The 25,141-nt window shown below is 67.7% G+C and carries 21 protein-coding genes; 11 read left to right on the top strand and 10 right to left on the bottom strand.

The features are described 5' to 3' along the window. Nucleotides 1–2: 2 nt before the first annotated feature. The 3 genes from ACVCMG_RS11105 to coaBC form a co-directional block, all read right to left on the bottom strand. The gene (locus ACVCMG_RS11105) at nucleotides 3–2,342 is read right to left on the bottom strand and encodes a phosphomannomutase/phosphoglucomutase (RefSeq protein ID WP_447114146.1); all 2,340 of its coding nucleotides are present in this window, start codon (nucleotides 2,340–2,342) and stop codon (nucleotides 3–5) included. A 71-nt stretch (nucleotides 2,343–2,413) separates the two neighbouring features. Next, nucleotides 2,414–2,872: a dUTP diphosphatase gene (gene dut / locus ACVCMG_RS11100; RefSeq protein WP_447097768.1), complete on the bottom strand. Its 459-nt coding sequence runs from the start codon at nucleotides 2,870–2,872 to the stop codon at nucleotides 2,414–2,416. Beyond that, a complete protein-coding gene (coaBC, locus tag ACVCMG_RS11095) occupies nucleotides 2,869–4,074 on the bottom strand; it encodes a bifunctional phosphopantothenoylcysteine decarboxylase/phosphopantothenate--cysteine ligase CoaBC (RefSeq protein WP_447114145.1) in 1,206 nt (401 codons plus the stop codon). Before coaBC ends, dut begins: the two co-directional genes overlap by 4 nt. 97 nt (nucleotides 4,075–4,171) lie before the next feature. Between coaBC and radC the strand changes: the two genes are divergently transcribed. From radC to ACVCMG_RS11075, 4 genes are all read left to right on the top strand, one after another. Further along, nucleotides 4,172–4,843, top strand: coding sequence for a RadC family protein (gene radC / locus ACVCMG_RS11090; RefSeq protein ID WP_395120658.1), 672 nt, complete (start codon nucleotides 4,172–4,174; stop codon nucleotides 4,841–4,843). Nucleotides 4,844–5,266: 423 nt separating this feature from the next. Next, a complete protein-coding gene (gene argS / locus ACVCMG_RS11085) occupies nucleotides 5,267–6,979 on the top strand; it encodes an arginine--tRNA ligase (protein WP_395120659.1) in 1,713 nt (570 codons plus the stop codon). Continuing rightward, nucleotides 6,979–7,656 carry an SPOR domain-containing protein gene (locus ACVCMG_RS11080; RefSeq protein WP_447114144.1) on the top strand — a complete coding sequence of 226 codons (678 nt, stop codon included), beginning with the start codon at nucleotides 6,979–6,981 and terminating at the stop codon, nucleotides 7,654–7,656. Before argS ends, ACVCMG_RS11080 begins: the two co-directional genes overlap by 1 nt. A 4-nt stretch (nucleotides 7,657–7,660) precedes the next feature. Then, nucleotides 7,661–8,416, top strand: coding sequence for an SDR family NAD(P)-dependent oxidoreductase (locus ACVCMG_RS11075; protein ID WP_447114143.1), 756 nt, complete (start codon nucleotides 7,661–7,663; stop codon nucleotides 8,414–8,416). 12 nt (nucleotides 8,417–8,428) lie between these two features. Here the strand turns inward: ACVCMG_RS11075 and ACVCMG_RS11070 are convergent, their stop codons facing one another. The 3 genes from ACVCMG_RS11070 to speA all read right to left on the bottom strand — a co-directional run bounded on the left by ACVCMG_RS11070 (nucleotide 8,429) and on the right by speA (nucleotide 12,393). Continuing rightward, on the bottom strand, nucleotides 8,429–9,598 hold the full coding sequence (locus tag ACVCMG_RS11070; protein WP_447114142.1) for a DUF3734 domain-containing protein: 1,170 nt from the start codon (nucleotides 9,596–9,598) through the stop codon (nucleotides 8,429–8,431). Then, nucleotides 9,595–10,380, bottom strand: a complete 786-nt coding sequence (locus ACVCMG_RS11065) for a 3-hydroxybutyrate dehydrogenase (RefSeq protein ID WP_395120664.1) — start codon at nucleotides 10,378–10,380, stop codon at nucleotides 9,595–9,597. Before ACVCMG_RS11065 ends, ACVCMG_RS11070 begins: the two co-directional genes overlap by 4 nt. 123 nt (nucleotides 10,381–10,503) lie before the next feature. After that, complete coding sequence (gene speA / locus ACVCMG_RS11060; RefSeq protein ID WP_447097763.1) at nucleotides 10,504–12,393, bottom strand: arginine decarboxylase; 1,890 nt, start codon at nucleotides 12,391–12,393, stop codon at nucleotides 10,504–10,506. Nucleotides 12,394–12,662: 269 nt separating this feature from the next. Between speA and speE the strand changes: the two genes are divergently transcribed. Beyond that, nucleotides 12,663–13,532 carry a polyamine aminopropyltransferase gene (speE, locus tag ACVCMG_RS11055; RefSeq protein ID WP_395120666.1) on the top strand — a complete coding sequence of 290 codons (870 nt, stop codon included), beginning with the start codon at nucleotides 12,663–12,665 and terminating at the stop codon, nucleotides 13,530–13,532. 93 nt (nucleotides 13,533–13,625) lie between these two features. Here the strand turns inward: speE and ACVCMG_RS11050 are convergent, their stop codons facing one another. Then, a complete protein-coding gene (locus ACVCMG_RS11050) occupies nucleotides 13,626–13,820 on the bottom strand; it encodes an antitermination protein NusB (protein ID WP_395120667.1) in 195 nt (64 codons plus the stop codon). 154 nt (nucleotides 13,821–13,974) lie between these two features. On the opposite strand from ACVCMG_RS11050, the gene ACVCMG_RS11045 reads away from it, so the two are divergent. The 6 genes from ACVCMG_RS11045 to ACVCMG_RS11020 all read left to right on the top strand — a co-directional run bounded on the left by ACVCMG_RS11045 (nucleotide 13,975) and on the right by ACVCMG_RS11020 (nucleotide 19,159). Next, nucleotides 13,975–15,000, top strand: coding sequence for a hypothetical protein (locus tag ACVCMG_RS11045; protein ID WP_447106999.1), 1,026 nt, complete (start codon nucleotides 13,975–13,977; stop codon nucleotides 14,998–15,000). Nucleotides 15,001–15,162: 162 nt separating this feature from the next. Further along, nucleotides 15,163–15,795: a nucleotide-binding protein gene (locus tag ACVCMG_RS11040; protein WP_447107000.1), complete on the top strand. Its 633-nt coding sequence runs from the start codon at nucleotides 15,163–15,165 to the stop codon at nucleotides 15,793–15,795. Nucleotides 15,796–15,834: 39 nt separating this feature from the next. Further along, nucleotides 15,835–16,308, top strand: coding sequence for a SixA phosphatase family protein (locus ACVCMG_RS11035; protein ID WP_447114141.1), 474 nt, complete (start codon nucleotides 15,835–15,837; stop codon nucleotides 16,306–16,308). A gap of 138 nt (nucleotides 16,309–16,446) precedes the next feature. Beyond that, the gene (locus tag ACVCMG_RS11030) at nucleotides 16,447–18,327 is read left to right on the top strand and encodes a phospholipase D-like domain-containing protein (protein ID WP_447114140.1); all 1,881 of its coding nucleotides are present in this window, start codon (nucleotides 16,447–16,449) and stop codon (nucleotides 18,325–18,327) included. Nucleotides 18,328–18,396: 69 nt separating this feature from the next. Then, on the top strand, nucleotides 18,397–18,609 hold the full coding sequence (locus ACVCMG_RS11025) for a DUF2945 domain-containing protein (protein ID WP_447114139.1): 213 nt from the start codon (nucleotides 18,397–18,399) through the stop codon (nucleotides 18,607–18,609). Between the two features lie 4 nt (nucleotides 18,610–18,613). Further along, a complete protein-coding gene (locus tag ACVCMG_RS11020; protein ID WP_395120674.1) occupies nucleotides 18,614–19,159 on the top strand; it encodes a DUF488 domain-containing protein in 546 nt (181 codons plus the stop codon). A 622-nt stretch (nucleotides 19,160–19,781) separates the two neighbouring features. Here the strand turns inward: ACVCMG_RS11020 and ACVCMG_RS11015 are convergent. The 3 genes from ACVCMG_RS11015 to ACVCMG_RS11005 form a co-directional block, all read right to left on the bottom strand. Beyond that, nucleotides 19,782–20,540 carry a type ISP restriction/modification enzyme gene (locus ACVCMG_RS11015; protein ID WP_447114138.1) on the bottom strand — a complete coding sequence of 253 codons (759 nt, stop codon included), beginning with the start codon at nucleotides 20,538–20,540 and terminating at the stop codon, nucleotides 19,782–19,784. Beyond that, nucleotides 20,537–20,632 carry a hypothetical protein gene (locus ACVCMG_RS11010; protein ID WP_447114137.1) on the bottom strand — a complete coding sequence of 32 codons (96 nt, stop codon included), beginning with the start codon at nucleotides 20,630–20,632 and terminating at the stop codon, nucleotides 20,537–20,539. Before ACVCMG_RS11010 ends, ACVCMG_RS11015 begins: the two co-directional genes overlap by 4 nt. Before the next feature lie 65 nt (nucleotides 20,633–20,697). Beyond that, nucleotides 20,698–24,999, bottom strand: a complete 4,302-nt coding sequence (locus ACVCMG_RS11005; RefSeq protein WP_447114136.1) for a DEAD/DEAH box helicase — start codon at nucleotides 24,997–24,999, stop codon at nucleotides 20,698–20,700. Nucleotides 25,000–25,141: the final 142 nt, after the last annotated feature.

Below are 25,141 nucleotides of genomic sequence, written 5' to 3'. Positions count from 1 at the left end.
CCTCAGAACGGCAGTTTCAGGGCAGGATCGACCGCCAGCATCTGCCGGCGGAACACCTGCTGGATGCGCTTGAGCGCCGCCTCGGTGTCGGCCTCGAAACGCAGCACCAGCACCGGCGTGGTGTTGGACGCGCGCACCAGTCCCCAGCCGTCCGGCCAGTCCACGCGCAGACCGTCGATACCGATCACCGAGGCGTCCTCGAAGCTGGCGCGCTCGCGCAGCCGGTCCATGAAACGGTAATGCTCGCCTTCGGCCAGCGGCACCTTCAGCTCGGGAGTGGAGACGCTCTTGGGCAGGGTGGCGAAGATTTCCTCCGGGCTGCGCCCGTGCAGGTCGCCGGCGAGGATCTCCAGCAGCCGAGCGGCGGCATAGATGCCGTCGTCGAAGCCGTACCAGCGCTCCTTGAAGAAGAAGTGCCCGCTCATCTCGCCGGCCAGCTCGGCGCCGGTCTCGCGCATCTTGGCCTTGATCAGCGAATGCCCGGTGCGCCACATCAACGGACTGCCGCCGGCGTCCAGGATCTGCGCCTTCAGGTGGCTGGTGCACTTGACGTCGTAGATCACCGTGCCGCCGGGCTGGCGCGACAGCACGTCGCGCGCGAACAGCATCAGCAGGCGATCCGGATAGATGATCTCGCCGGCGCGGGAGACCACGCCCAGGCGATCGCCGTCGCCGTCGAAGGCGAGGCCGAGGTCCGCTCCGGTCTGGCGCACGGCGTGGATCAGGTCCTGCAGGTTGGCCGGATCGGACGGATCGGGATGGTGGTTCGGGAAGCTGCCGTCGACATCGCAGTACAGCGGGACCACCTCGCAGCCGACGCCTTCGAGCACCTGCGGCGCGATCGCGCCGGGAATGCCGTTGCCGCAATCGACCACCACCTTCAGCGGGCGCTCGGCGAGCACGTCGGAGACGATTTTCTCGATGTAGTCCGGGGCCACGTCGACCTGGCGCAGGCCGCCGTGACCATCCTGGCTCAACGCGCCGCTGGCGATGCGCTGGTACAGGTCCTGGATCGCGCTCTCGGCCAGCGTCTCGCCGCCGATCACGATCTTGAAGCCGTTGTAGTCCGGCGGATTGTGGCTGCCGGTGACCGCCACGCCGCAGCCGGTGTTGAACCGGTACGCGGCGAAATACACCACCGGCGTGGGCACCGCGCCCAGGTCGATCACGTCGACGTCGGCCTCGCGCAGGCCGTCGGCCAGCGCGCCGGCCAGTTCGGGACCGGAAACCCGGCCATCGCGGCCGACCACGATCTCGCGCAGGCCGCGCTCGACCATCACCGCGCCGATCGCCCGGCCCAGCAGCCTGGCCACGTTGCGGTCCAGTGTCTTGCCGACCACGCCGCGCACGTCGTAGGCGCGGAAGATGCTCGGGTCCACCGGCACCGTGGCGGGTTCGGCCGGCGCGGCCGCGGGACGCGCAGTGGCCGGAGCGGGAGTCGACGGCGCGCGCGCGCGCGGGCGCGGCAGCGCGACCTCGGCCACCAGCGGCTCCTCTTCGGCCGGCGGCGCCGACGAAGCCTGGCGACGCCCGCGCAGCCACAGCAGATAGCCGGCTCCGCCCAGCCCCAACAGGCTCAGCAGCGCGCTCAACCACCACGAATGCGGCAGCACGATGAACGCATCGGGCAGCCCGGCGCCCACGCGGAACGCGGTGCCGGGCACGGCCACGCTGTTGTCGCCGGTCTGCGCCGAGGCACTGCCGTTGGAGAACAACTGCACGCTGCCCGGCTCGTCTCCCTGGCGCAGATCGAGCCGGCCGCCGGCCGGCGGGATCGCGTCGAAAGCCCGCTGGACCCCGGCAAACGGCAGTTCCACCCACACCCACGCCTGGGTCTGATCAGGCGCACCCAGCGGCACGACCATGCTCAGCCGGCGGTCGCCGTTGCCGTAGTAGACGCTCTGCACCGGCGGCGCGCCCTCCGCCGTCTGCGCGGCCATCAGCTGCGCCGCCTTGGCATAGCCGAACTCGCGGTAGTTGGCGCGCAGCACTTCCTTGAGGTCGCCGCTGTAGATGTCCAGCTGCTGCGCCTGCGGCAGGCGCAGGCGCAAGGTGGCGATCGACTGCGCCGGGTCGTTCAGCACCGTCGCCGGGTCGACCAGCGCCAGCGCCTTCTGCACCGCACCGCGCTGGCGTGCGACCTCGTCGGCAACCGCCTTGACCGCCTGCGCCTGAGCGGCATGGACCCGTTCGTCGGCATGATGCTCGTCGGCGATCAGCCAGGTCTGCCAGGCACAGAACAGGCCCAGCAGCAGCAGCAAGGTGCCGCCGGCCAGCGGCAGCACGGCCGACCAGTCGACCTCAGGCCGGGCCAGCCGCCGCTTCGCGATTTTTGGTGCCATGCTCTGCCCCCACGGCTGAAACTGCGCGGTGGCGCGACCGCTCCGGGTCGCGCCGAGTTTCCGTGCCCATGCTATCGGATACCGGTGGAGCCGAAGCCTCCGGCGCCGCGTTCGCTGGGCGTGAATTCATTGACGATCTGCAGCCGCGCCTGCGCCACCGGCACCAGCAGCAACTGCGCGATGCGGTCGCCGACCGCGATGGTGTACGGGGCGTCGCCGCGGTTCCAGCACGAAATCATCAGCGGGCCTTGGTAGTCGGCGTCGATCACGCCGACCAGGTTGCCCATCACCAGGCCGTGCTTGTGGCCCAACCCGGAGCGCGGAACGATCAAGGCGCACCATTGCGGATCGCCGATGTGGATGGCGATGCCGCTGGGCACCAGCGCACTTGCGCCGGGTGCCAGGGTCAGCGGCTGCTCCAGTGCCGCACGCAGGTCCATGCCGGCGCTGCCGGGGGTGGCGGCATGCGGCAGCGGAATGCTGTCGCCCAGGCGCGGGTCGAGGATCTTCAATTCGACGTCGAGCGTCATCCGCGCGTCGCCCGGTAGCGTTCGGCCACTTGCGCGATGAGCTGGCGCGCCAGTTCGCTCTTGGCGGCGCGCGGCAAGTCCAGCTCGCCATCGGCCCAGTACAGCGTCAATGCGTTCTCGGCGACCTCGAAACCGAGTCCGTCGCCCACCTGGTTCGCCGCGATCATGTCCAGCCCCTTGCTGCGCAATTTGCCGCGCGCGTAACTGGCCACATCATGCGTCTCCGCGGCGAATCCGACCAGGAACGGGTGCCCGTTCTGCGCGGCCAGGCTGGCCAGGATGTCGGGGTTCTCTTCCAGCTGCAGCGAGAGCGGCGCGCCCGCGCTCTTTTTCAGCTTCAGCGCCGAGACGCTGGCCGGCCGATAATCGCCCACCGCCGACGCGCCGATGTAGATGTCCGCCGCGCGACTGGCCTCGAGCACGGCGGCCTGCATCTGCGCGGCGCTGCGCACGTCGATGCGCCGCGCCACCCCGACGGGCGTGGCCAGGCTCACCGGGCCGGCCACCAGGCTCACCGTGGCGCCCGCCTCCGCCGCGGCCGCGGCCACCGCGAAACCCATCCGGCCGGAGCTGCGGTTGCCGATGAAGCGCACCGGGTCGATGTCCTCGTAGGTCGGACCGGCGCTGACCACCACCTGCAACCCGGCCAGCGCGCCGTTGCCGAACGAGGCGGCCAGCGCGTCGCGCAATTCGTGCGGCTCCAGCATGCGGCCGGAGCCCATGTCGCCGCAGGCCTGCTCGCCGGCCGCCGGCCCCAGCACCTGCACGCCACGCTGGCGCAGCAGCACCAGGTTCGCCTGCACCGCCGGGTGCGCCCACATCTGCTGGTTCATCGCCGGCGCCAGGTACAGCGGTGCGGCGCTGGCCAGGCAGAGCGTGCTGAGCAGGTCATCGGCATGGCCATGGGCGAGCCGGGCGATGGTGTCGGCGCTGGCCGGCGCCACCAGGATGCGCTCGGCCCAGCGCGCCAGCTCGATGTGACCCATCGCCGCCTCGGCGTGCGCATCCCACAGGCTGCTGCGCACCGGCTGGCCGGAGAGCGCCTGGAACGTGGCCGCGCCGACGAAATGCTCGGCCCCTGCGGTCATCACCACGCGCACCTCGGCGCCCTGCTCGCGCAGGCGGCGGACCAGTTCGCAACTCTTGTAGGCGGCGATGCCGCCGGTCACTCCCAGCAGGATGCGGCGTTGGGCGAGGCTCATGTAAGGCGGGCCTGACAGTCGGGCAGACGCTTAGCTTACCGGATTCAATCCGCGCCACTGCTGCCTGCCGGCGACCCCCTTCGCCAAGCTGGCACGCATGAGCATCCGCGACTGGCCCGAAGGCGAACGACCCCGCGAAAAACTGCTGGCCCGCGGGAGCGCCGCGCTGTCCGACGCGGAGCTGCTGGCCGTGCTGCTGGGCAGCGGCAGCCGCGGCAAGGACGCCATCGCGCTGGGCCGCGAACTACTCGCCAACGCGGGCGGCGTGGCTGCCTTGCTGGGCCGGCCGGAGCAGCAGATCCGCGCCGGCGGGCTGGGTCCGGCCAAGCGCGCGCGGATCGCCGCGGCGCTGGAACTGGCCCGGCGCAGCCTGGCCGAGCAGTTGCAGGAGCGGCCCAGCCTGGGCAACCCGCGCGACAGCGGCGACTACCTGCGGGCCCGCCTGCGCCACCTGCCCTACGAAGTGTTCGGCTGCCTGTACCTGGACAACCGCCATCGCGTGCTGGCCTTCGAGGAGCTGTTCCGCGGCACCGTCGACGGCGCCAGCGTGCACCCGCGCGAAGTGGTGCGCGCCTGTCTGCATCACAACGCCTGCGCGGTGATCTTCGCCCACAACCACCCCTCCGGCGTGGCCGAACCCAGTGCCGCCGACCGCGCGATCACCCACGAACTGCGTGATGCCCTGCACCTGGTCGGCGTGCGCGTGCTCGACCACCTGGTGATCGGCCACGGCGAGCCGGTGTCGATGGCCGCCCGCGGCCTGCTCTGAACGCGGCCGTACCGGGCCGCCGCTGCGGCGCGCATCTCCCCACCTTCGCCCGACAAGCCGGCTCTGCCGCGCTGCGGCACACCGTGCGCCAACCTGTTCGTGCGCACAGAAGCGGCCGCCAAGTGGTCGAAACTTATGCACAAAATGCAACGACAACCGGTTGCCGTCGCAATCGCCAGTCTTGCGCAAAGTTGCTGCTTCAACATGATGATTTTGCTTGATAATTTCTTGCGACTTGACAAAGACCAGCCAGCCGCTGCCTCGGCGCGATCCCCGCCGGCGAATTTCCCCACAGAGTTATCCACAGGACGCCTCGACGCGGTGCAACACGAGACCACCCCGCGTCCGGCACGGCCTTCGCCGCCGGCGTGCGCGCGCCGGTCTGTTAGAATTGCCGGTTCCATCACGAAACCGATCCCACCCGTGAAAGCACAGCTGCGCAACCTGGTGTTGCAGGCCATCCACGCCCTGCAGCACGACGCGACCCTGCCGGCCGAGCTGGCCATCCCCGACTTCGTGATCGAGCGCGCGCGCAGCCGCGAGCATGGCGATTTCGCCTGCAACGCGGCGATGCTGCTGGCCAAGCATGTCCTGAGCCCTGTCGAAGGGGCGGCGCGCGCCAAGCCACGCGAGCTGGCCGAAAAACTGGTCGCCGCACTGCCGGCCAACCCGCTGGTGGAAAAAGTCGAGATCGCCGGCCCCGGCTTCATCAACTTCTTCCTCGCCGCCGGCGCCTATCACGCCGAAGTGCGCCGGATCATGGCCGAGGGCAACGCCTACGGCCGCAATGCCAGCGGCGGCGGCAGGACCGTCGGCGTGGAATTCGTCTCGGCCAACCCGACCGGCCCGCTGCACGTGGGCCACGGCCGCGCCGCGGCGATCGGCGACTGCCTGAGCCGCCTGCTCGACGCCAGCGGCTGGAACGTCAAGCGCGAGTACTACTACAACGATGCCGGCGTGCAGATCGCCAACCTGGCCGTGTCGGTGCAGGCGCGCGCGCGCGGCATCACGCCCGAAGACAGCAGCTGGCCCGACAACGGCTACCGCGGCGACTACATCGCCGACGTGGCGCGCGCCTACCTCGATCGCGAATCGGTGGTGGCCGACGGCGAGACGGTCGTCGCGGCCGGCGACGTCGACGACCTCGACGCGATCCGCCGCTTCGCCGTGGCCAGCCTGCGCCGCGAGCAGGACCTGGACCTGCAGGCATTCGGCGTCGGCTTCGACACCTATTTCCTGGAGTCCTCGCTGTACAGCGACGGCAAGGTCGAGGAAACCGTGCGCGAGCTGATCGCCCACGGTCACACCTACGAGGAAGGCGGCGCGCTGTGGCTGCGCACCACTGCGTTCGGTGACGACAAGGACCGCGTGATGCGCAAGTCCGACGGCACCTACACCTACTTCCTGCCCGACGTGGCCTACCACCTGAGCAAGTGGCAGCGCGGCTACCAGCGCGCGATCACCGAGCTGGGCTCGGACCACCACGGTTCGCTGGCGCGGGTGAAGGCCGGCCTGCAGGCGCTCGATTGCGGCATCCCAAAGGGCTGGCCGGAATACGTGCTGCACCAGATGGTCACCGTGATGAAGGGCGGCGAGGAGGTGAAGATCTCCAAGCGCGCCGGCAGCTACGTTACCTTGCGCGACCTGATCGACGAAGTCGGCAAGGACGCCACGCGCTACTTCCTGATCGCGCGCAAGAGCGATTCGCAGCTGGTGTTCGACGTCGACCTGGCCCGCTCGCAGTCCAACGACAACCCGGTCTACTACATCCAGTACGCGCATGCCCGCGTCTGCAGCGTGCTGCGCCAGGCGCCGGAGAAAGGCTTTGCCTTCGACCTCGCCGACGGCCTTGCGCACCTGGACCGGCTGGACAACGAGCACGAGCAGATCCTGCTCACCGAGCTGTCGAAATACCCCGAACAGGTCGAAGCGGCGACGGCCAACCTGGAGCCGCACCTGATCGCCGGCTGGCTGCGCGAACTGGCCAACGCGTTCCACACCTACTACAACTCGCACCAGTTCCTGGTCGAGGATGCGAGCCTGCGCAATGCGCGGCTGGCGCTGGTGGTCGCCACGCGCCAGGTACTGAAGAACGGACTGGATTTGCTGGGCCTCAGCGCCCCGGAGAAGATGTAATGGCAGCACGCAAGGGCAGGGGCCGGCAGGCCGTACGCAACGGCCGCAGCGGATTCCCGGGCTGGGGTTACGCGGTGATCGGCGTCCTCGCCGGCGCGATCCTGATGGCGATCGTGATGCGCGGCAGCCTGTTCACCAACCTGCGCACGCCGACCGGACCGCAGGCCAACCCGCAGGCCACCGCCCAGCGCGGCAGCGAGCCGGGCGTGCTGGAACCGGCCCCCGGCGAAAGCACGCCGAAGAAACCGCAGTACGACTTCTACTCGGTGCTGTCGGAGAAGGAAGTGCGCATCCCCGACGCCGAGATCAGCGCGCAGGCCAAGGCCGAGCAGCAGCAGGCCGCCACGCCGGCACCGACGACGACGCCCGCCAGCACACCCGGCGTGGCCGTGCAGAACGTCACCGCCGCGCCGGCCGAGGCGGTGGAACCGGCCAGCGGCGGCAACGGCTACCTGCTGCAGGTGGGCGCGTTCCCCGACCCCGCCACCGCCGAGGCACAAAAGGCCAAGCTGGCCCTGCAGGGCTTCGTCGCCAACGTGCAGACGGTGAATGTCGGCGGGCAGACCTACCACCGCGTTCGGCTGGGGCCGTTCCGCTCGGCCACCGAGCTGGAATCGACCAAGCAGAAACTCGCCGCCGCCGGCATCCCGGCGATCGCCCTGAAAGAAGGCAAGTAATCGCATGAACGGCAAGATCGCCTGGATCACCGGTGCCACCGCCGGTTTCGGTGCCGCCACCGTCGAGCGCTTCGTCGCCGGCGGTTGGCGGGTGATCGCCAGCGGCCGCCGGGCCGAACGATTGCAGCAGCTGGTGGACCGCCACGGCGCCGAGCGCGTGCATGCGGCCGCCTTCGACATGCGCGACGAAGCGGCCATGCGCGCCGCCCACGCCACCCTGCCACCGTCGTTCGCCGGCATCGACCTGCTGGTCAACAACGCCGGCCTGGCGCTGGGCACCGCACCCGCGCAGCAAGCCGAGCTGGCGCAATGGAAGCAGATGATCGACACCAACGTCACCGCGCTGGCCACGATCACGCACCTGCTGCTGCCGCAGCTGATCGAACGCCGCGGCGCCATCGTCAACATCAGCTCGATCTCCGGCAGCTACGCCTACCGCGGCGGCAACGTGTACGGCGCCAGCAAGGCCTTCGTCACCCAGTTCTCGCAGAACCTGCGCACCGACCTGCACGGCAGCGGCGTGCGCGTGACCTCGATCGAACCGGGCATGGCCGAGACCGAATTCACCCTGGTGCGCACCGGCGGCGACCAGGCCGCCTCCGACCAGCTCTACGCCGGCGCCCACCCGATCACCGCGACCGACATCGCCGACACCATCTGGTGGATCGCCAACCTGCCGCCGCACCTCAACATCAACCGCATCGAGCTGATGCCGGTCAGCCAGTCGGCAGCCGGGCTGCAGGTGGCGCGCGACAGCTGAGGCTGAACCCGCTCAGCCCGCCTCGCCGCGATGCACGTCGTGCGTCACGAACGGATGTCCGGGGTCGGGGGCGGCAAGCCACTGCGGGTGCGCCAGGGTGTGGCGCATGTCGTCCAGGCCGCCCTGCCAATGGCTGCGCATGCTGGTGGCGCTGAATTCGTAGTCCTTGAAGTGGCCTTCGTGGGGCCGGTCCTGGTAGATCAGGTGGATCACGTTGGTCAACGCCTCCGCCGCGCGTGCCTCGGCATGGCGGTACGCCGGGTCGCCGCGCCGCTCGGACGGCACCAGCGCCATCACGTCGTGCAGCAGGCGGCGCTGCTCCTGCATGCGGCGCATGAACTCGGTGACCAGCCGGGTGCGGCTGGAGTACTGGATCTCCTTGCTGCGCTCGGCCACGTCGGCAAGATCGCGCGGCAGCGTGCCGCGGGCGCTCCACAGGTCGACCTGGAACACCAGCGTGTCGCAACCGGGGCGTTCGCTGAGCACCTCGTAAAGCGGCGTGTTGGAGACCATGCCGCCGTCCCAGTAGAACTCGCCGTCGATCTCCACCGCGGGAAAGCCCGGCGGCAACGCGCCGGAGGCCATGAAGTGCTCGGGCCGCAGGCGCTGGCGGCGATTGTCGAAATAGGCGAAGTTGCCGCTGCGCACGTTCACCGCGCCGACCGCCACGCGCATCGTGCGCGCATCGTTGAGGCGGTCGAAATCGACCAGCCGCTCCAGCGTGGCGCGCAGCGGCTTCGTGTCGTACCAGCTCACGCTGCCCGGCGTGGCGTGCCCGCCCAGGAACGGCGGCGGCTGGCGCGGGTGGAAGAAGCCGGCCTGGCCCTCGGTCATCGCGCGCCAGGCGGCCAGGCCGCTCATGCCGTTGAGCCATGCCGTCGGCCACGCCACCGCATCGAACCACGGCAGCGCCGGCACGTCCGGCCACAGCGGCGAGCGGCAGATCGCCTCCCAGAATTCGCGCAGCCGTTCCACCCGCCGCTCGGGCGCGTTGCCGGCGATGACCGCCGCGTTCAACGCGCCGATCGAGATGCCGGCCAGCCGGTTCGGCTGCAGGCCGGCCTCGTCCAGCGCCTCGAACACGCCGGCCTGGTAGGCGCCGAGTGCGCCGCCGCCCTGCAACACCAGCGCGACGGTGCGGTAGTCGCGGGCTACCGTTTCCGCCAGCGACGGCGTGGTCACTGCATGAACCAGCCGTGGCTGACCACGATCGACTGGCCGGTCAGCGCGGCGGAGGGGAAGGTGGCCAGGTACAGCGCGGTCTGCGCGATGTCCTCCACCGTGGTGAAGGTCGCGTCGACGGTGTCCTTCAGCATCACGTTCCTGATCACCTCGTCTTCCGTGATGCCGAGCTCCCTGGCCTGCTCGGGGATCTGCTTCTCGACCAGCGGCGTACGCACGAAGCCCGGGCAGATCACGTGCGAGCGCACGTTGTGCGGCGCACCCTCTTTCGCCAGCGTGCGGGCCAGCCCGAGCAGGCCGTGCTTGGCGGTGACGTAGGGCGCCTTCAGCTTCGAGGCTTCGTGCGAGTGCACCGAGCCCATGTAGATCACGATGCCGCCGCGGTCGCCCTGGTACATGTGCTTGAGCGCGGCCTTGGTGGTGAGGAAGCCGCCGTCGAGATGGATCGCCAGCATCTTCTTCCAGTCGGCGAAGGCGAACTGGTCGATCGGATTGATGATCTGCACGCCGGCGTTGGAGATCAGGATGTCCAGATGGCCAAATGCCGCCACCACCTTGTCCGTGCCGGCGTTGACCGCCTCCTCGCTGGTGACGTCCATCGCCACGCCGAGCGCCTTGCCGCCGGCGGCGTTGATCTCCGCCGCCACCGCATCGGCAGCCTGCTGGTTGATGTCGGCGATCGCCACGCTGGCGCCGTTCTTCGCGTACAGCTCGGCGATCGCCTTGCCGAGGCCGCTGGCCGCGCCCGTGATCAGGGCGACCTTGCCGTTGAGACTGCTCATGCGTTGCTCCTGTGCGACTGGAACTGGATGGAACGGGTCATGCTGGAGCCCGCTTGCGGGCGGTGCTCTCGGCGCCGGTATTCGGAATTTGCGAGAGCATCGCCCGCGAGCGGGCTCCTGCGATCAGTGGGTGTCTTCGGCGAGGTAGGTGTAGGCGGTGAGGCCGGCATCAAGCGCATCGTACAGGCGCGCCGCCTCGTCGCCGGCGACGCCCGCGTCGGCAATGCGCGCGCGGTAGCTGGCGCGCAAGGCCTCCAGGTCGTAGCCGACGTAGTCGAGCATCAGGTCGGTGGTGTCGCCGCGACGCTTGTTGGCGAACACGTAGCCGTCGCCCTCGACGCGCACGTTGACCGCGTCGGTGTCGCCGAACAGGTTGTGGATGTCGCCCAGGGTCTCCTGGTAGGCGCCGACCATGAAGATGCCCAGCCGATAGCTCTCGCCGTCCTTCAGCGCATGCAGCGGCAGGCTGACGTCGACGCCGTCAGCCTCCACGTAGTGGTCGATGCGGCCGTCCGAATCGCAGGTGAGGTCGACGATCACGCCGCGCCGGGTCGGCTCCTCGTCGAGCCGCGCGATCGGCATGATCGGGAACACCTGGTCGATCGCCCACACGTCGGGGATCGATTCGAATACCGAGAAGTTGGTGAAGTACTTGTCCACCAGCTTCTCGTCCAGCTCGTCCAGCACCTGTCGGTGCGCGCGCTCGGCCGGCAGCAGGCGCCCGCGCACGGCATTGGCGATGGCGTAGAACATCTCGTCCAGTCGCGCGCGGTCGGCCAGCGACAGCTGGCCCAGCGCGTACAGCGATTGCCCTTCGGCCAGGTGATGCTGGGCCTCGTGGAACAGCTCCAGCGGCGGGCGCTCGTCCAGCGCCGCGTGGACCTCGCGCAGGTGGCGCAGCACCACCGGCTCGTCCCCGCGCGGCGACGGCATGCTGCCGGCCGGCACCTGCTCGACCTCGGTCACGTTGACCACCATCACCGCGTGGTGCGCGGTCATCGCCCGGCCTGCCTCGGTGAGGATGTGCGGCGCGGCCAGGCCCTCGGCGCTCACCGCCTCGGCCAGCGACTGCACGATGGTGGCGGCGTACTGTTCCAGCGAGTAGTTGATCGAGTTGTGACTGCGCGAGCGGGTGCCTTCGTAATCCACGCCCAGGCCGCCGCCGACGTCGACGATCTCCAGCGGCACGCCCATGTGCGAGAGTTCGACGAAGTAGCGGGTGGCCTCGCGCATGCCGTTGGCGATGTCGCGCACGTTGGAGATCTGCGAGCCCATGTGGAAGTGCTGCAGCTTCAGCGTGTGCTTGAGGCCTGCCGCATCGAGCCGCTCGATCAGCCGCAGCACCTGCTGCGGCGACAGTCCGAACTTGCCCTTGTCGCCGCCGGTGTTCTGCCACTTGCCGGCGCCGATCGAGGCCAGTCGCACGCGCACGCCGAGCAGCGGCTCCACGCCCAGCGCCTTCGCCTCGCTGAACACGTGGTCGAGTTCGGACAGCTTCTCGATCACGATGTGCACGCGCAGGCCGAGCTTCTTGCCGATCAGCGCCAGGCGGATGTACTCGCGGTCCTTGTAGCCGTTGCAGATCACGATGGAACCGGGCCGCGCCATCGCCAGCACCGCCATCAGCTCGGGCTTGGAGCCCGCTTCCAGGCCGAAGCCCTGGGTGCCGGCGGCGACCAGCTCGCCCGCCACGCTGCGCTGCTGGTTGACCTTGATCGGATAGATCGCGGTGTAGCCTCCGGCGTAGTCGTGCTCGGCGATGGCGCGGGCGAAGGCGCCCTGCAGCTGCGCGAGACGGTCGGCGAGGATGTCCGGGAAACGCACCAGCAGCGGCAATCGCAGGCCCTCGGCGCAGGCGCGGTCGACGATCGCCGGCAGCGCCAGCGCCGGGCCCTCGGCGCCGCGCGGGTGCATCAGCAGGTTGCCGGCGGCATCGATGTCGGCGTAGCCGTCGCTCCAGTAGGGCACGGCATAGGTGTGGCGGGCAGTGGCAATGGTCCAGGGCTTCGACATGGGGCCTCCCTCGGGAAACGTAGCAGGGGATGTCGCAGCGGCGAGCCTTGACGAGGTTGCTCGATGGAGCGGAAAGCCGGCCGGCCGGAAGCCTCGCACGCCGCGGGGCCGGATGGGCTTGCCCGGCCTTCGTCACGCCTTCGCGACGACTGCCCGGGCCACCATTGTAATGGCCGCGCGGCGCGCTGCACGGCGCTGGCGGCCGGGACGTCAGCGGCGGTTGCCGCTACAATTGGCCTTCTTTGCCCACGCTTCGCGGAAACATCCCCATGTCGCAGCCCGCCCCCCTCACCGAAGCCCACTGGTTCACCGAGGCGCACCAGGCGTCCGGTTCGTCCATCGGCTTTCGCACCGAGCAACTGCTGCACGCGGAGAAGACCCCATTCCAGTCCATCGAGATCCACAAGACCACCGACTGGGGCAACCTGATGGTGATCGATGGCTGCGTGATGCTGACCAGCCGCGACAACTTCTTCTACCACGAGATGATGACCCACCCGGCGCTGTTCACCCACGCGCGCGCCAAGCGCGTGGTGATCATCGGCGGCGGCGATTGCGGCACGCTGCGCGAAGTGCTGCGCCACGAGGAAGTCGAGCACGCCGTGCAGGTGGAGATCGACGAGCGCGTGACGCGCCTGGCCGAACAGTATTTCCCCGAGCTGTGCGAGGCCAACGCCGATCCGCGCGCCGAGCTGCTGTTCATCGACGGCATCAAGTACATGGCCGAGTGCGAGCCGGAGTCGGTGGATCTGGTCATCGTCGACTCGACCGACCCGGTGGGCCCGGCGGAAGGCCTGTTCAACGCCGCGTTCTACGCCAGCTGCTACAAGGCGCTGCGCCACGGCGGCCTGCTGGTGCAGCAGAGCGAATCGCCGCTGGCCCACCTGGACCTGATCCGCTCGATGCGTTCGGCGATGCGCACCACCGGCTTCGCCGCGGTGAAGACGCTGCCGTTCCCGCAACCGTGCTACCCCACCGGCTGGTGGAGCTGCACCATGGCGCGCAAGGGCGGCGACCTCTCCGGCTTCCGCGAACGCGGCGCGCTGAGCAAGAAATTTCCCACCCGCTACTACAACGCCGAAATCCACAAGGCCGCCCTGGCCCAGCCGGAATTCATGCGCGAGGCGCTGGGGGACTGAAAGCCGGGAATGGGGAATGGGGAATGGGGAATAGTAAAGAGCCGCCCGTCGTTGCTCTTCCATTCCCTATTCCCCATTCCCTATTCCCTGCAACTAAAACATCTTCGACCGCACCTTCGGCAGCAGCACCAGCAGCAAGGTGGCGAGCGGGCCGAGCAGCAGCGAGAGCAGGAACCACAGCAACCCGCTGCGGTTCTTGCCCTGGGCCAGCGCCGCGTTGATCAAGGCCAGCGTGCCCCAGCCGACAAACCATGGGGCGCCATCGGTCCACAACGAAAAATGATTCACGACACTCTCCCGAGCGATGGGTGGCGTCGTCCTGCGCCCGAACAGGCATCCTAACAAGCCTGGCCGCCCCGCCGACCGGCGGGCGGCGCGTCGATCAGGCGAGCTTAATCTGCACTCGCTATGCTGGCGCCTTTGCCGCCGAGGGAAGTTCACGATGCCTGGAATGCGCTGCGTTGCCGTGAGTTGCGTGTGGCTGCTGTTCGCCGCGCCGGTGCTGGCGGGCAAGGCGCCGCCCGCCGCGAAACCCGCGGCGACGACGTCCAGGGCGGCGCAGGCGCGCGACCAGGCGCAGCTGGCCTTCCAGCGCGATCTGGTCAGCGTGCTGGCGCCGCGCGCCGATGCGATGCCGCTGCTCGGTGCCGCGCTGCTGGCGCGGCCATTGTTCAACCAGCCGCCGGGCAACAGCTTCCACGCCCTGATCGAGCGCGCCGCCGCCGCCGAAGGCGCAGGCCCGGCGGTGAACTGGGCGCGGCTGGCCGATTGCGAGGCCAAGGCCGGCAACTGCCCCAACGCTGCCGCACTGGATGCCTTGCTCACGCAGGCGCCGGACAACGCCGCCGTGTGGCTGGTCAAGCTGGGCGCCGACGCGCGCGACCACAAACAGGACGACGCCCGCGAAGACCTGCGTCGCGCCGCCGCCGCCAAGCTGTACGACGACTACGCCGGGATCAGTCTGCAGGCGTTGGCCGATTCGGTCGGCGTGCTGCCGCCGCCCGCCGCCGCGCTGGACCCGAACCACGCCGCCGGCGCGGTCGGCATGCAGACCGTGCTGATCTTCGGCCTCGCCAGCGCCCAACCGCAGCCGAGCCTGCAGCTGGTGGCCAAGTTGTGCGAGAACGCCGGCGAGGATGCCTCGATCAAGGCCGACTGCCTCAATCTGGCCAAGCTGCTGCAGTGGGGCTCCAGCCCCCTGGCCCGCTCACTCGGCCTGCACCTGGCCGAGGTGCTGGCCGACGACCCGGCCGCGGCCCAGGCCGCCAAAGACGCCCGCCGCCGCCTGATCTGGCAGGTGCGCAGCTTCAACCAGCTGCTGGCCAAAGTGCAGGACGACACCCCCCTCGCCCGCCACCTGCTGTCGCTGGCCCGCAACGGCGGCACCGAGATGAGCCTGCAGGCGGCCGCCCTGCGCGATGCGGGCATTGCGCTCGATCCGCCTGCGGCGGGGGAAAGCGAGGAGTGAGAAATGAGGAGTGAGAGGTGAGAGGCGGAACACGCCGTGCATTCCGCTTTTCTCTCACTTCTCACTCCTCTCCACTCACTCCTCGCTCCAGGCTCCTGGCCTGTTCCCCTTTGCCGCCCCGCCCGTTAGGCTGGACCCACCTTCCGTGGCAGGGGCGATCCGATGCTTACGACGCTGGTGGCGAGCAGCAAGGGCGGGTGCGGCAAGAGCACGCTGGTGACGCAACTGGCGTCGCACTGGGCCCAGGCAGGGCAGCACAGCACCATCGTCGACGCCGACCGGCAAGGGTCCAGCTTCCGCTGGGCCGCGCGCCGGCCGGAGAACGTCCCCGGCGTGCTGGCGCTCGAAGGCGGCCGCCGCTCGCTGGCGAAACTGCCGTCGGACACCGCGCAACTGCTCATCGACACCCCCGCCGGCGCGCGCGAGCGCGAGCTGGAACCCTATCTCGACCAGGCCGACGTGCTGCTGGTGCCGGTGCTGCCCTCCTCGTTCGACCTCGACGCCACGCTGGCCTTCACCGAGGAGCTGCGCGCGATCAACCGCATCCACCGCGGCAAGCTGCCGGTGGGGCTGGTGGCCAACCGGCTCAAGCCGTGGACGCACGCCAGCCAGGATGCGCTGACCCAGCTCGCCGAGCAGTCGCCGTTCCCGATCGTGGCGCAGTTGCGCGACAGCCAGGCCTACGTGCTGCTGGCGGCGCTGGGCAAGGGCATCTTCGACTACCACAGCGAGCAGGTGCGCAGCCACCAGGAGGACTGGAAACCCCTGCTGCGCTGGATCAAGCGCCAGTCCTGACAGCGGCCCACGCCTCTTCCCTTTTCGCCGGAGCCTCCCATGCACGAACTGATCCTGCTGCGCCATGCCGAAGCAGTGCCCATAGCCGACGGCGGCGACGACCGCGAACGCGCACTGAGCTCGCGCGGCGAACAGGAGGCGCAGGCCGCCGGCCTGTGGCTCGCCGCGCACGGGCTGCAACCGCAGCGGGTGCTGTGTTCGCCGACCCGACGCACCAGCGAGACCACCCGGCTGGCACTGGCCGCGCTCGGCACCGCGCCGGCGCCGCGGATCGCCGAGGAAATCCACGAGGCCACGCCGGGCGAGCTGTTGCTGCTGCTCGACCAGCACACCGACGCCGACACCGTGATGCTGGTCGGCCACAACCCCGGCGTCGAACGGCTGGTCGCCCTGCTGGTGGAAGGCCGCTCCGACGAATTCCGCGGCATGCCGCCCGGCGCGCTGGCGGTACTGCATCTCGATGGGCCGCTGGAGCCCGGCCAGGCGCGACTGGACGCCTTCTGGTCACCCTAGGTTGCTTCGATCAAGCCTTTTTGCTCGTCATCCCGGCGAACGCCGGATGACGGATGACGGCTTGCTCGCACCTTCGCTGGCGCCCCACGCGCCGCGCATCGTCACGGGACGGTGGCACACAACCGTTATCATGCGGCGATGTTCCGCGACCTTCGCCGCCTCGCCCTGCCGCTGCTCCTGCTGGCCACCGTCCTGCAGGGCTGCACGCTGTCCAAGGCGCAGATCCGCCGCGCCGACGTGGTGGTGGCGGCCACCGTCGACCGCCAGCAAACCTGCCACCAGGCCGACCACTGCGCGCAGCCCTCGCCGCTGCTGCAGGCCGCCGACCAGGCGCTGGCCGAATCCACCGCCGGGCACCCGGTGCACGTGGTCACCCTGCTCGGCGACAGCGAGCCGGCGCTGGCCGCGCGGATCAACCTGATCCGCGCCGCACGGCGCTCGATCGACGTGCAGACCTACATCTGGAGCCAGGACGACGTCGGCCAGCTGGTGCTGGACGAACTGGTGCGCGCCGCGCGCCGCGGCGTGCAGGTGCGCATCCTGGCCGACCAGCTGTTCTCCTTCAACGACCCCGACCTGCTCGACGCGCTGGCTCGCGCCAGCGCCAACCTCGAGGTTCGGCTGTACAACCCGACCTTCCACAAGGCGCGCACGCCGCCGCTGGATTTCGCCGCCGGCGTGCTGTGCTGCTTCATGCAGTTCAACCAGCGCATGCACAACAAGCTGCTGCTGGTGGACGACGCCATCGGCATCACCGGCGGGCGCAACTACCAGGACCGCTACTTCAACTGGGACGACACCTTCAACTACGTCGACCGCGACGTGATGGTCGGCGGTCCCGCCGCCACCGCGATGGCCAGCAGCTTCGAGCTGTTCTGGCGGCACAAGCGCGCGGTGCCGCTGACCCACCTGCGCGACGTCAACCAGCGCATCGTCGCCGACCGCGCCGCGCCGAGCTGGCCCCAGCCGCATTATCGAAAACCCCAGCGGGTCGCCCAGCTGCTGCAGGCCGCCGAGGACCCGGCCTGGCTGCGGGCGTGGCTGGTGGAACCGTCGCTGCGGGTCGGCAACGTCGAATACTTCAGCGACCTGCCGGCAAAAACCGACGACCCCGGCGGCAAGCGCACCGCGGCGTTCACCCGCCACATCATGCAGATGATCGGCCAGGCCCGCCACGAGGTACTGCTGCAGACGCCGTACCTGGTGATGAGCCGGCGCGCCCAGGGCATCTTCCGCCGCCTGCACCGGCGCGCCGACCCGCCGCGGGTGATCGTGTCGACCAACTCGCTGGCCTCCACCGACGCGTTCGCCGTCTACGCGATGTCGTACAAGCACCGCAAGCGCTACCTGAAGAAGTTCGGCTTCGAGATCCACGAGATGAAGCCGCACGCGCCCGGCCCCGCGGTGGACTACGAACTGGCCAACCTGGACGCCGACACCGCGCAAGTGCCCGCCGCCACCGCCACCCCCGCCAACGCCTCGCGCACGCGCTTCCACCTGCTCGGCAGCGGCAGCGGCAGCGGCAACCGCCCGGTGCCGCTGCGCAGCGAGGGCCGGCGCTTCGGCCTGCACGCGAAGTCGATCGTGATCGACGACGACTTCAGCATGGTCGGCTCGCACAATTTCGACCCGCGCTCGGACCACTACAACACCGAGTCCGGCGTGATCGTCTACGACCACGCCTTCGCCGACGAACTGCGCCAGGCCATCCTGCGCGACACCGAGCCGCAGAACGCCTGGGTGATCGCGCCGCGCCGCCCGGTGGTGCCGGTGCTCACCGACATCAACCAGGCCATCGGCGCGGTCTCCGAGAGCCTGCCGTTCTTCGACCTGTGGCCGTTCCGCTACGCCACCAGCTTCGACCTCAAGCCCGGCTGTCTGCCGCTGCGCGCCAGCGACCCGCGCTTCTACGAGTGCTACCAACCGGTCGGCGACTTCCCCGACGTCAACCTGTCGCCGAAGTGGATCATCACCCGCCTGATCACCGCCTTCGGCAGCAGCGCCAAAGGCATCCTGTAGCGCGCTGACCCCGCCTGCACGCGTGGTGGCGTTCAATGGGCTTCAAGTCATGTCGGGAGACAAGCAACCATGAGCCATGCATTCAAGGTCGGCGACCACGTGCGCTGGAACTCGGAGGCCGGCCACGTCAGCGGCCACATCACCAGGGTGCACACCCGCGACACCGAGTACAAGGGCCACACGCGCCATTGCAGCGAGGACGACCCGCAGTACGAGATCAAGAGCGACAAGACCGAGCACGTCGCCATGCACAAGGGCGCGGCGCTGCACAAAGTCGATTGACGCAATGCCCGAAAGCCCCGCCACGATCTGGACCATCGGCCACTCCACCCGTCCGCTGGAGGAGTTCCTCGGCCTGCTCGACCACTACCGCATCCAGGCCATCGCCGACGTGCGTCGCTTCCCCGGCTCGCGCCGCCACCCGCACTTTGCCAGCGAGGCGCTGGCCGCGTCGCTGCCCGCCCACGGCATCGCCTATCAGTGGATTCCCAGACTCGGCGGTCGCCGCAAGGTGCAGCCGGACTCGCCCAACACCGCCTGGCGCAACGCCTCCTTCCAGGGCTACGCCGACTACACCGCCACCGCGGAATTCGCCGACGGCCTCGCCGAACTGCTGCAACTCGCCGCCCGCCAGCGCACCGCCATGATGTGCGCCGAAGTGGTCTGGTGGCGTTGCCACCGCTCCATCGTCTCCGACGTGCTCAAGCTGCGCGGCATCGAAGTCATCCACATCCTCGACGCCACCCACACCACCGTGCACCCGTACACCTCGGCGGCGCGCGTGGTGGATGGGCGATTGAGTTATGCGGCGGCGCAGGGGGAGTTGCTGTAACGGGCGGCGGCCTCGTTCTCGCACCGTTCTCCCGACACGCAAGCACCCCTACCCGGTCATGCCTGCGAAGGCAGGCATCGCACTTCGACTCACTCCCCCACCCGTCATGCCTGCGAAGGCAGGCATCCAGCGACTTTCGGGTTGCGCTGAAGGTTGCATGGAGCAGAGCGGTCGGGAGCCGCTGTAGGAGCGCGCTTGCGCGCAATGCTCTTGCTTTTGGTTGCGTTCAAAGCCAAGAGCTTTCGTCTGCCTTCGGCAGCCGAGTTACTTTCTCTTTGCGTGGCCAAAGAGAAAGATAACCAAAGAGAAAGGCCACCCCGCTTGGCGCTTGCCGCCCATCCATGGGCGGCAAGTCCGTGAGCCGGGGCCGGGCTTTTCGACAGCACATCCATGTGCTGGCGAAAAGGCATCGGCATCCATGCCGATGCCCGCTGCGCGGCCTGTCGTCCCCGACTCACCGCCGCGCAAGGGACCCCGGGTAGAGCAGCGGGCCATCCTGGCCCGCACTCGGTGCGCCCGCTGCGCGGGCGAGAAGCGGAACGGCGCCCTGTGGTCATTGTGTCGCGACCTTTTGCTTGCCCGCCCTACGGGGCTGGCGCGCGACCCGCTTGTGCGGGAAGGTTCAAGGAAGATCGAGCGGCGGCAGGCTGCGCACGATCTTCATGGTTTCCAGGCTGACGGTGATCACGCGCAGGAACAGTTCCAGCGGGTAGCGCGGGTTGTGCATGGTTTCGGTGGCCCAGTCGTTGGCGTCGTTGACGATGCCGCTGTCCTTGTCGGTCTTCACGCACTGGCGCTCGATCACCCAGTCCAGCGCGCTCTTGCCGTTGACCACGTAGTCGTAGGCTTCGGGCGGGATGCCCGTGACGGTGATGCGACCGTTGTAGATCAACCGGGTGAGGTCCTTCTCGCCGCCGATCTTGGGCAGCTTCATCTTTTCCACCCGCCAGAAGGCAGCATCGTCGTCATTCCCGCGAACGCGGGAATCCAGTGCCGTTGATTCGCCAAGCTTGATCGGTTTCCCGTCCGTGCCCACCACCTTCGCGCCCGCGTACATCGGCACGGTTTCGTAGTTCAGATGCAGCTCGGCCAGTGCGCGGCCCGCTTGGCTGAACGCCCAGAAGTCCTTGGCGGACTTCACGCACGGAATGCGCGGCAGTTCCTTGGCGAGGTTGTCGGCGTAGCGTTCGCGGTAGTCGGGTGAATGCAACAGGCCGTAGACGTAATAGAAGATGTCTTCCTTGGTGATCGTTTCGCCAGGGTAGGCGAATTGGAAGTGCGCAAGTCCGGCGTCGGTAATGCCGTCGCGGCGGACGATCTTTGGCTGAGGTTGTTCCTGTTGGAACAGATCACCACTGGGGGTTTGCTTGGTGGTGTTCATCGTTCGGCCTCCTCCGTTTCGTAGAGAAACATCGGAAAGCATTGCGCGTCCCCGATCAGGTGCAGGTCGGGAATTGCGTCCGTCATCATCACCGAGAAGCCCTTCGTGCCGCTCAGCGTCAGACAGATGACGCGATTGTTCGTCTGCGTCGAAACTTTCAGGCTGCCAGTCGATATACTGCTGCTCGCTGCTCGCTGCTCGCTGCTCGCTGCTCGCTGCTCGCTGCTCGCTGCTCGCTGCTCGCTGCTATTGCTGCAGCTGCATCCGTGTCATACAGCTTCTCAGGGAAGCACTGTCCCTTTGAGATCATCTCCAAATCTGGCACGTGGTCAGCGATGAATGCGCAGAATTCTTTTGTCGATCCACGCCCGGTGGTTGCTATGACGAGGTTCTTTGCATCACTGACGGGGAAGATTCGTGGCATCTGGTAGGCACTCCAGATACACGAGCGGTCAAAGTAGAAATACGTTTTCGTAAATGGCCGATAGCACGCCTTTACGATGAATTGTTCGCAATAGGAAATTTCTTTGTCTGACGCTACGCCACGAAAGAGTTTATCGTCCCACGCAATCTTCTGTGCGTCTTTGACGACGAATTTGATTGAATCTTCGTTCGTTGAGGCTGCCTGATATCGATGTCTCTCATTGTTGTAGAACGCCAGCATGTTGGCGACATTTGACGCTAAGGTCGCGCGGGAGAAGTTGTAGACCCACATGTCGCGGTGAGTGATTGGCCCGTACGAATAGTCCACAAACAAGGCGGTACCACCCGCCTTGTTTCCCATGACCAAGAATTTTTCGAAGCTACCGTCACGCTGGTTGAGCCAATCGCCGTGGGCATCGGGAGTGATGGACTGCCAGGCTTTTGCCTCACTGATTCCAGCGATGCTGCTGAAGACAGCGACTTTGGCCAGCTTGTCCTCGCGGTTTAGGTAGTCGCCGATGTCATGGAAGTGGATACGACCGTGCTCCTTCGCGTGCGGGTTCTTCACCAGTAGTGAGATGGCTATAGGTGCGCGGCTGCCCATGCCAAACACGTTGTCCTTCTCCTTGCGCCGCTGCTCACCGCTGGTGCGAGCGTTGCCGCGCAGGTGGAACACGTAGAGGTCGGAGAATTCCTCGGCGAGGCACAGGCGCAGACCATCGGATGCGTTGGCATCCAAGAAGCTTGCATTGGTGACGTAGCCAATCACACCCGAGCTGCCAATGCGGTCGGATGCCCAACGAATCGCTCGGATGTAGGAGTCGTATACGTTAGTACGCGTTCGCGCGGACGACCGTGTCGCGTAGGTTTGTGAAATACGCTGATCGAGGCTTGGGTAGCTGACATTTTGGTTGTCGTCGGCGGCATCGCCTTGCCCTACCGAATATGGTGGATTGCCGATGATCACCCGGATATCCAGCTTCTTCTGCCGCTTGCGCCGCGCGCTGTTGTCCACCAGCAGCGCATCGACGAGATCGTCCTTTTCGTACATCTGGAAGGTGTCGGTGAGGCAGATGCCATCGAACGGCACGTAGTCGCCACCGACGATGTCGTGGTAGGTGGATTCGATGTTGATGGCAGCGATGTAGTAGGCCAGCAGTACCAGTTCGTTGGCGTGGATCTCGTGCCGGTACTTGTGCGGAAGTTGCGCCTTGCTGATCAGGCCGGACTGCATCAGGCGGGTGATGAAGGTGCCGGTGCCGGTGAAGGGGTCCAGGATGTGCACGTTCTGGCTGCCCAGCCCTTCGCCGAACTCGCTGCGCAGGATGTGTTCCACGCTGTGGATGATGAAGTCCACTACCTCCACCGGCGTATAGACGATGCCGAGGCGCTCGGTCATCTTGGGGAAGGCGTTGCGGAAGAACTTGTCGTACAGCTCCACCACGATCTTCTGCTTGGCGCTCGCGCTGTCGATGCCTTCGGCGCGCAGCTTCACGCTGTCGTAGAACTGGGTGAGGGTGTCGGCTTCCTTGTCCAACCGGTGCTCGTGCAGCGCGTCCAGCACTTTCTGCATGGCTTGCGACATCGGGTTGTGGCTGGCGAAGCTGTAACCCTCGAACAGTGCGTCGAACACCGGCTTGGTGATCAGGTGCTGGGCCAGCATCTCGATCATCTCGTCGTCGCTGATGGCGTCGTTGAGGTCGTCGCGCAGCTCGGCGGTGAATTCGTGAAACACCTCGCGTTCGTGCGTGTTGGCCGGGTCTTCGAGGATGGCGCGGATGCGGTCGATGTGGGTGTTGGCGATGCGGGCGATGTCGTTGGCCCAGTCTTCCCAGTGGTGGCGGTTGCCGACTTTCTGCACCAGCTTGGCGTAGATGGCGCGTTCGATCTCGCCGATCTCGAACTCCATTTCGTGCTGCTCGGGGCGGTAGTCGTCCTTGACGGCCTGACCGATCGCGCTGCCGCCGCGGGCTCGGTTGGCGTGTTGGGTCGTCTTGCTGACCTTGAGGTTGACGGCGCGGCGCTGCACCTTTTCGGTGACGGCCACCACCTCCATCTTGCTGGTGTTCTTGCCGATCAGGTCGAGCTTGTTGACCATCGCGTCGAAGCGGTCGTCGTGCGAGCGCAGCGCCTGCAGCACCTGCCACACCACCTTGTAAGTGCTGTTGTCATTCAGTGCCTCGTGCGGTTCCACGCCAGCCGGGATCACCACCGGCAGCACGATGTAGCCGCGCTTCTTGCCCGGTGCCTTGCGCATCACGCGGCCGACCGACTGCACCACGTCCACCTGGGAGTTGCGCGGGGTGAGGAACAGCACGGCGTCCAGCGCAGGCACGTCCACGCCTTCGGAAAGGCAGCGCACGTTGCTGAGTACGCGGCAGGTGTTTTCCGGCGTGGCGGCCTTGAGCCAGTCGAGCTTTTCCTCCTTCTCGCTGGCGTTCATGCCGCCGTCGACATGTTCGGCCTCGCAGATCAGGCTGGCGGCGATTTCTTCCTCGCTGTCGGCGGTGCGCTGGTATTCCTGCACCACGGCCTGGAACATCTGCGCGATGTTTTTGCTGCCCACCTTGCGCTGCTTGGCTCCCGGCTTGGCTTCGATCACCTGACAGAACGCCACGGCACGCTGCATCGGACTGCCGTCGTCGGCCAGGTCCTCGGTGAGTCCCTGCTTGGACAGCGCCTTCCAGCAGCCCACGATGCGGGCTGCGTCGTCCATCTTGAGGCTGTTGTCGTCGCCCTTGAGCAGGTGTTGCAGGCGGCGGTTGATGTGGGCTTCCTCCACCGCCAGCACGATCACCTTGTAGTCCACCAGCAGGTCGCGCTTGACTGCCTCGGAAAAGTTGAGCGTGTAGAGCCGCTTGCCGAACAGTGCTTCGTCGTCCATCGAGGCCAGCGTCACGTTGTCCTTTTGCGCGCTGGCCTTGGCTACCTCGCCGTAGATGCGCGGGGTGGCAGTCATGTAGAGCCGCTTGCCGGCATGGATGAAGTCCGGGGCGTGCACTTTGACGAAATGGCTTTCGTCGTCGCCATCGAAGGTGGCGCCGGTGGTGCGATGGGCCTCGTCGCACACGATCAGGTCGAACGGCGGCAGGCCGTGTTCGTGCTGTGCCTGGCTGACCACGTCGATGGAGTGGTAGGTGGCGAACACCACGCTCATGTGGGTGGCGTCGTGGCGCTTGGCCATTTCCTTGGCGAGCCGCGCGGCGTCGGTGGTGGCCGGGTAACGCAGCTCGTGGGTGAAGGTTTGCACGCTGTCGTCGTCGGCCTTGCGCTTCTTGCCCACGTCGGCATCCGAGCACACGGCGAAGCTGTGCAGCGGGGTGGCGGACTCCTGTGTCCACTCGGTGAGCGTCTGCGACAGCAGGGCGAGGCTGGGCACCAGGAACAGCACGCGCTTGCCCTTGCCGGCGAGGTCTTCTGCGATCTTCAGCGCGGTGAAGGTCTTGCCGGTGCCGCAGGCCATGATGAGTTTGCCACGGTCGGCCTCCTTCAGTCCCGCGCGCACTGCCATCAGCGCGCTTTGCTGGTGCGGACGCAACGATTTCTGCGGTTTCAGGACAGGGGCGGCTTTGGGCTGGTACTTCGACCAGTCGATCTGGCTGGTTTCCAGGTCGTGCAGGTCGATCTTGCTGACCGGCGGCTGCTGGTCGCGCAGCGCATCTTCGGCGTGCTCGCTCCAGTGGTTGGTGCTGGAGACAATGATGCGGTGGGCGAAGGGCTTCTTGCCGGAGGCGGTGAAGAAGCTGTCGATGTCCTTCTTCTGCAGCTTGTAGTTCTCGGCGTACAGCTTGCACTGGACGGCGTGCACGTCGCCGGTGCCGGCCACTTCGGCCACCAGGTCGATGCCGGTGTCGCGGGCGTCCAGGCCGTGTTCGCGCGCCCAGTCGGCATACGTCCATACCTGCCGGTAGAGGTCGCGGTAGGTGGCCTCGTTGCGCAGGTAGGCGAGGATCAGTTCCTCGAAGTAGGTGCCTTTTTCGCGCTCGGTAACGGCGGTGTGGCGGTAGGTGTCGAGCAGGTCGTGCAGCGCGCTCATGCCTGGAAAATCCCCCGATGGTGCTTGGAAACGTTTGTCGCGCCGTCATCATGGGCGCATAGAGAGCGATTCTTGCATGGGCGGCTGGGTCGAGCACGGTGTTCGCTCTCATCCATCCCCTACACCACGCCGCGCCCCAAGC

This window comes from Rhodanobacter sp. UC4451_H18, assembly GCF_052978225.1.
The sequence above is the reverse complement of the archived record's forward strand: the minus strand, read 5'-3'. Positions and strand labels throughout refer to the sequence as shown.

Bases quoted from the DNA above. Each gene is read 5' to 3' on its own strand.
- ACVCMG_RS11025 (WP_447114139.1), top strand. From the start codon at position 18,397: ATGAGCCATGCATTCAAGGTCGGCGACCACGTGCGCTGGAACTCGGAG.
- ACVCMG_RS11080 (WP_447114144.1), top strand. From the start codon at position 6,979: ATGGCAGCACGCAAGGGCAGGGGCCGGCAGGCCGTACGCAACGGCCGC.
- ACVCMG_RS11005 (WP_447114136.1), bottom strand. From the start codon at position 24,999: ATGAGCGCGCTGCACGACCTGCTCGACACCTACCGCCACACCGCCGTT.
- dut (WP_447097768.1), bottom strand. From the start codon at position 2,872: ATGACGCTCGACGTCGAATTGAAGATCCTCGACCCGCGCCTGGGCGAC.
- ACVCMG_RS11040 (WP_447107000.1), top strand. From the start codon at position 15,163: ATGCTTACGACGCTGGTGGCGAGCAGCAAGGGCGGGTGCGGCAAGAGC.
- speE (WP_395120666.1), top strand. From the start codon at position 12,663: ATGTCGCAGCCCGCCCCCCTCACCGAAGCCCACTGGTTCACCGAGGCG.
- ACVCMG_RS11030 (WP_447114140.1), top strand. From the start codon at position 16,447: ATGTTCCGCGACCTTCGCCGCCTCGCCCTGCCGCTGCTCCTGCTGGCC.
- speA (WP_447097763.1), bottom strand. From the start codon at position 12,393: ATGTCGAAGCCCTGGACCATTGCCACTGCCCGCCACACCTATGCCGTG.
- ACVCMG_RS11035 (WP_447114141.1), top strand. From the start codon at position 15,835: ATGCACGAACTGATCCTGCTGCGCCATGCCGAAGCAGTGCCCATAGCC.
- ACVCMG_RS11065 (WP_395120664.1), bottom strand. From the start codon at position 10,380: ATGAGCAGTCTCAACGGCAAGGTCGCCCTGATCACGGGCGCGGCCAGC.
- radC (WP_395120658.1), top strand. From the start codon at position 4,172: ATGAGCATCCGCGACTGGCCCGAAGGCGAACGACCCCGCGAAAAACTG.
- ACVCMG_RS11075 (WP_447114143.1), top strand. From the start codon at position 7,661: ATGAACGGCAAGATCGCCTGGATCACCGGTGCCACCGCCGGTTTCGGT.
- ACVCMG_RS11015 (WP_447114138.1), bottom strand. From the start codon at position 20,540: ATGAACACCACCAAGCAAACCCCCAGTGGTGATCTGTTCCAACAGGAA.
- ACVCMG_RS11105 (WP_447114146.1), bottom strand. From the start codon at position 2,342: ATGGCACCAAAAATCGCGAAGCGGCGGCTGGCCCGGCCTGAGGTCGAC.
- ACVCMG_RS11045 (WP_447106999.1), top strand. From the start codon at position 13,975: ATGCCTGGAATGCGCTGCGTTGCCGTGAGTTGCGTGTGGCTGCTGTTC.
- ACVCMG_RS11020 (WP_395120674.1), top strand. From the start codon at position 18,614: ATGCCCGAAAGCCCCGCCACGATCTGGACCATCGGCCACTCCACCCGT.
- coaBC (WP_447114145.1), bottom strand. From the start codon at position 4,074: ATGAGCCTCGCCCAACGCCGCATCCTGCTGGGAGTGACCGGCGGCATC.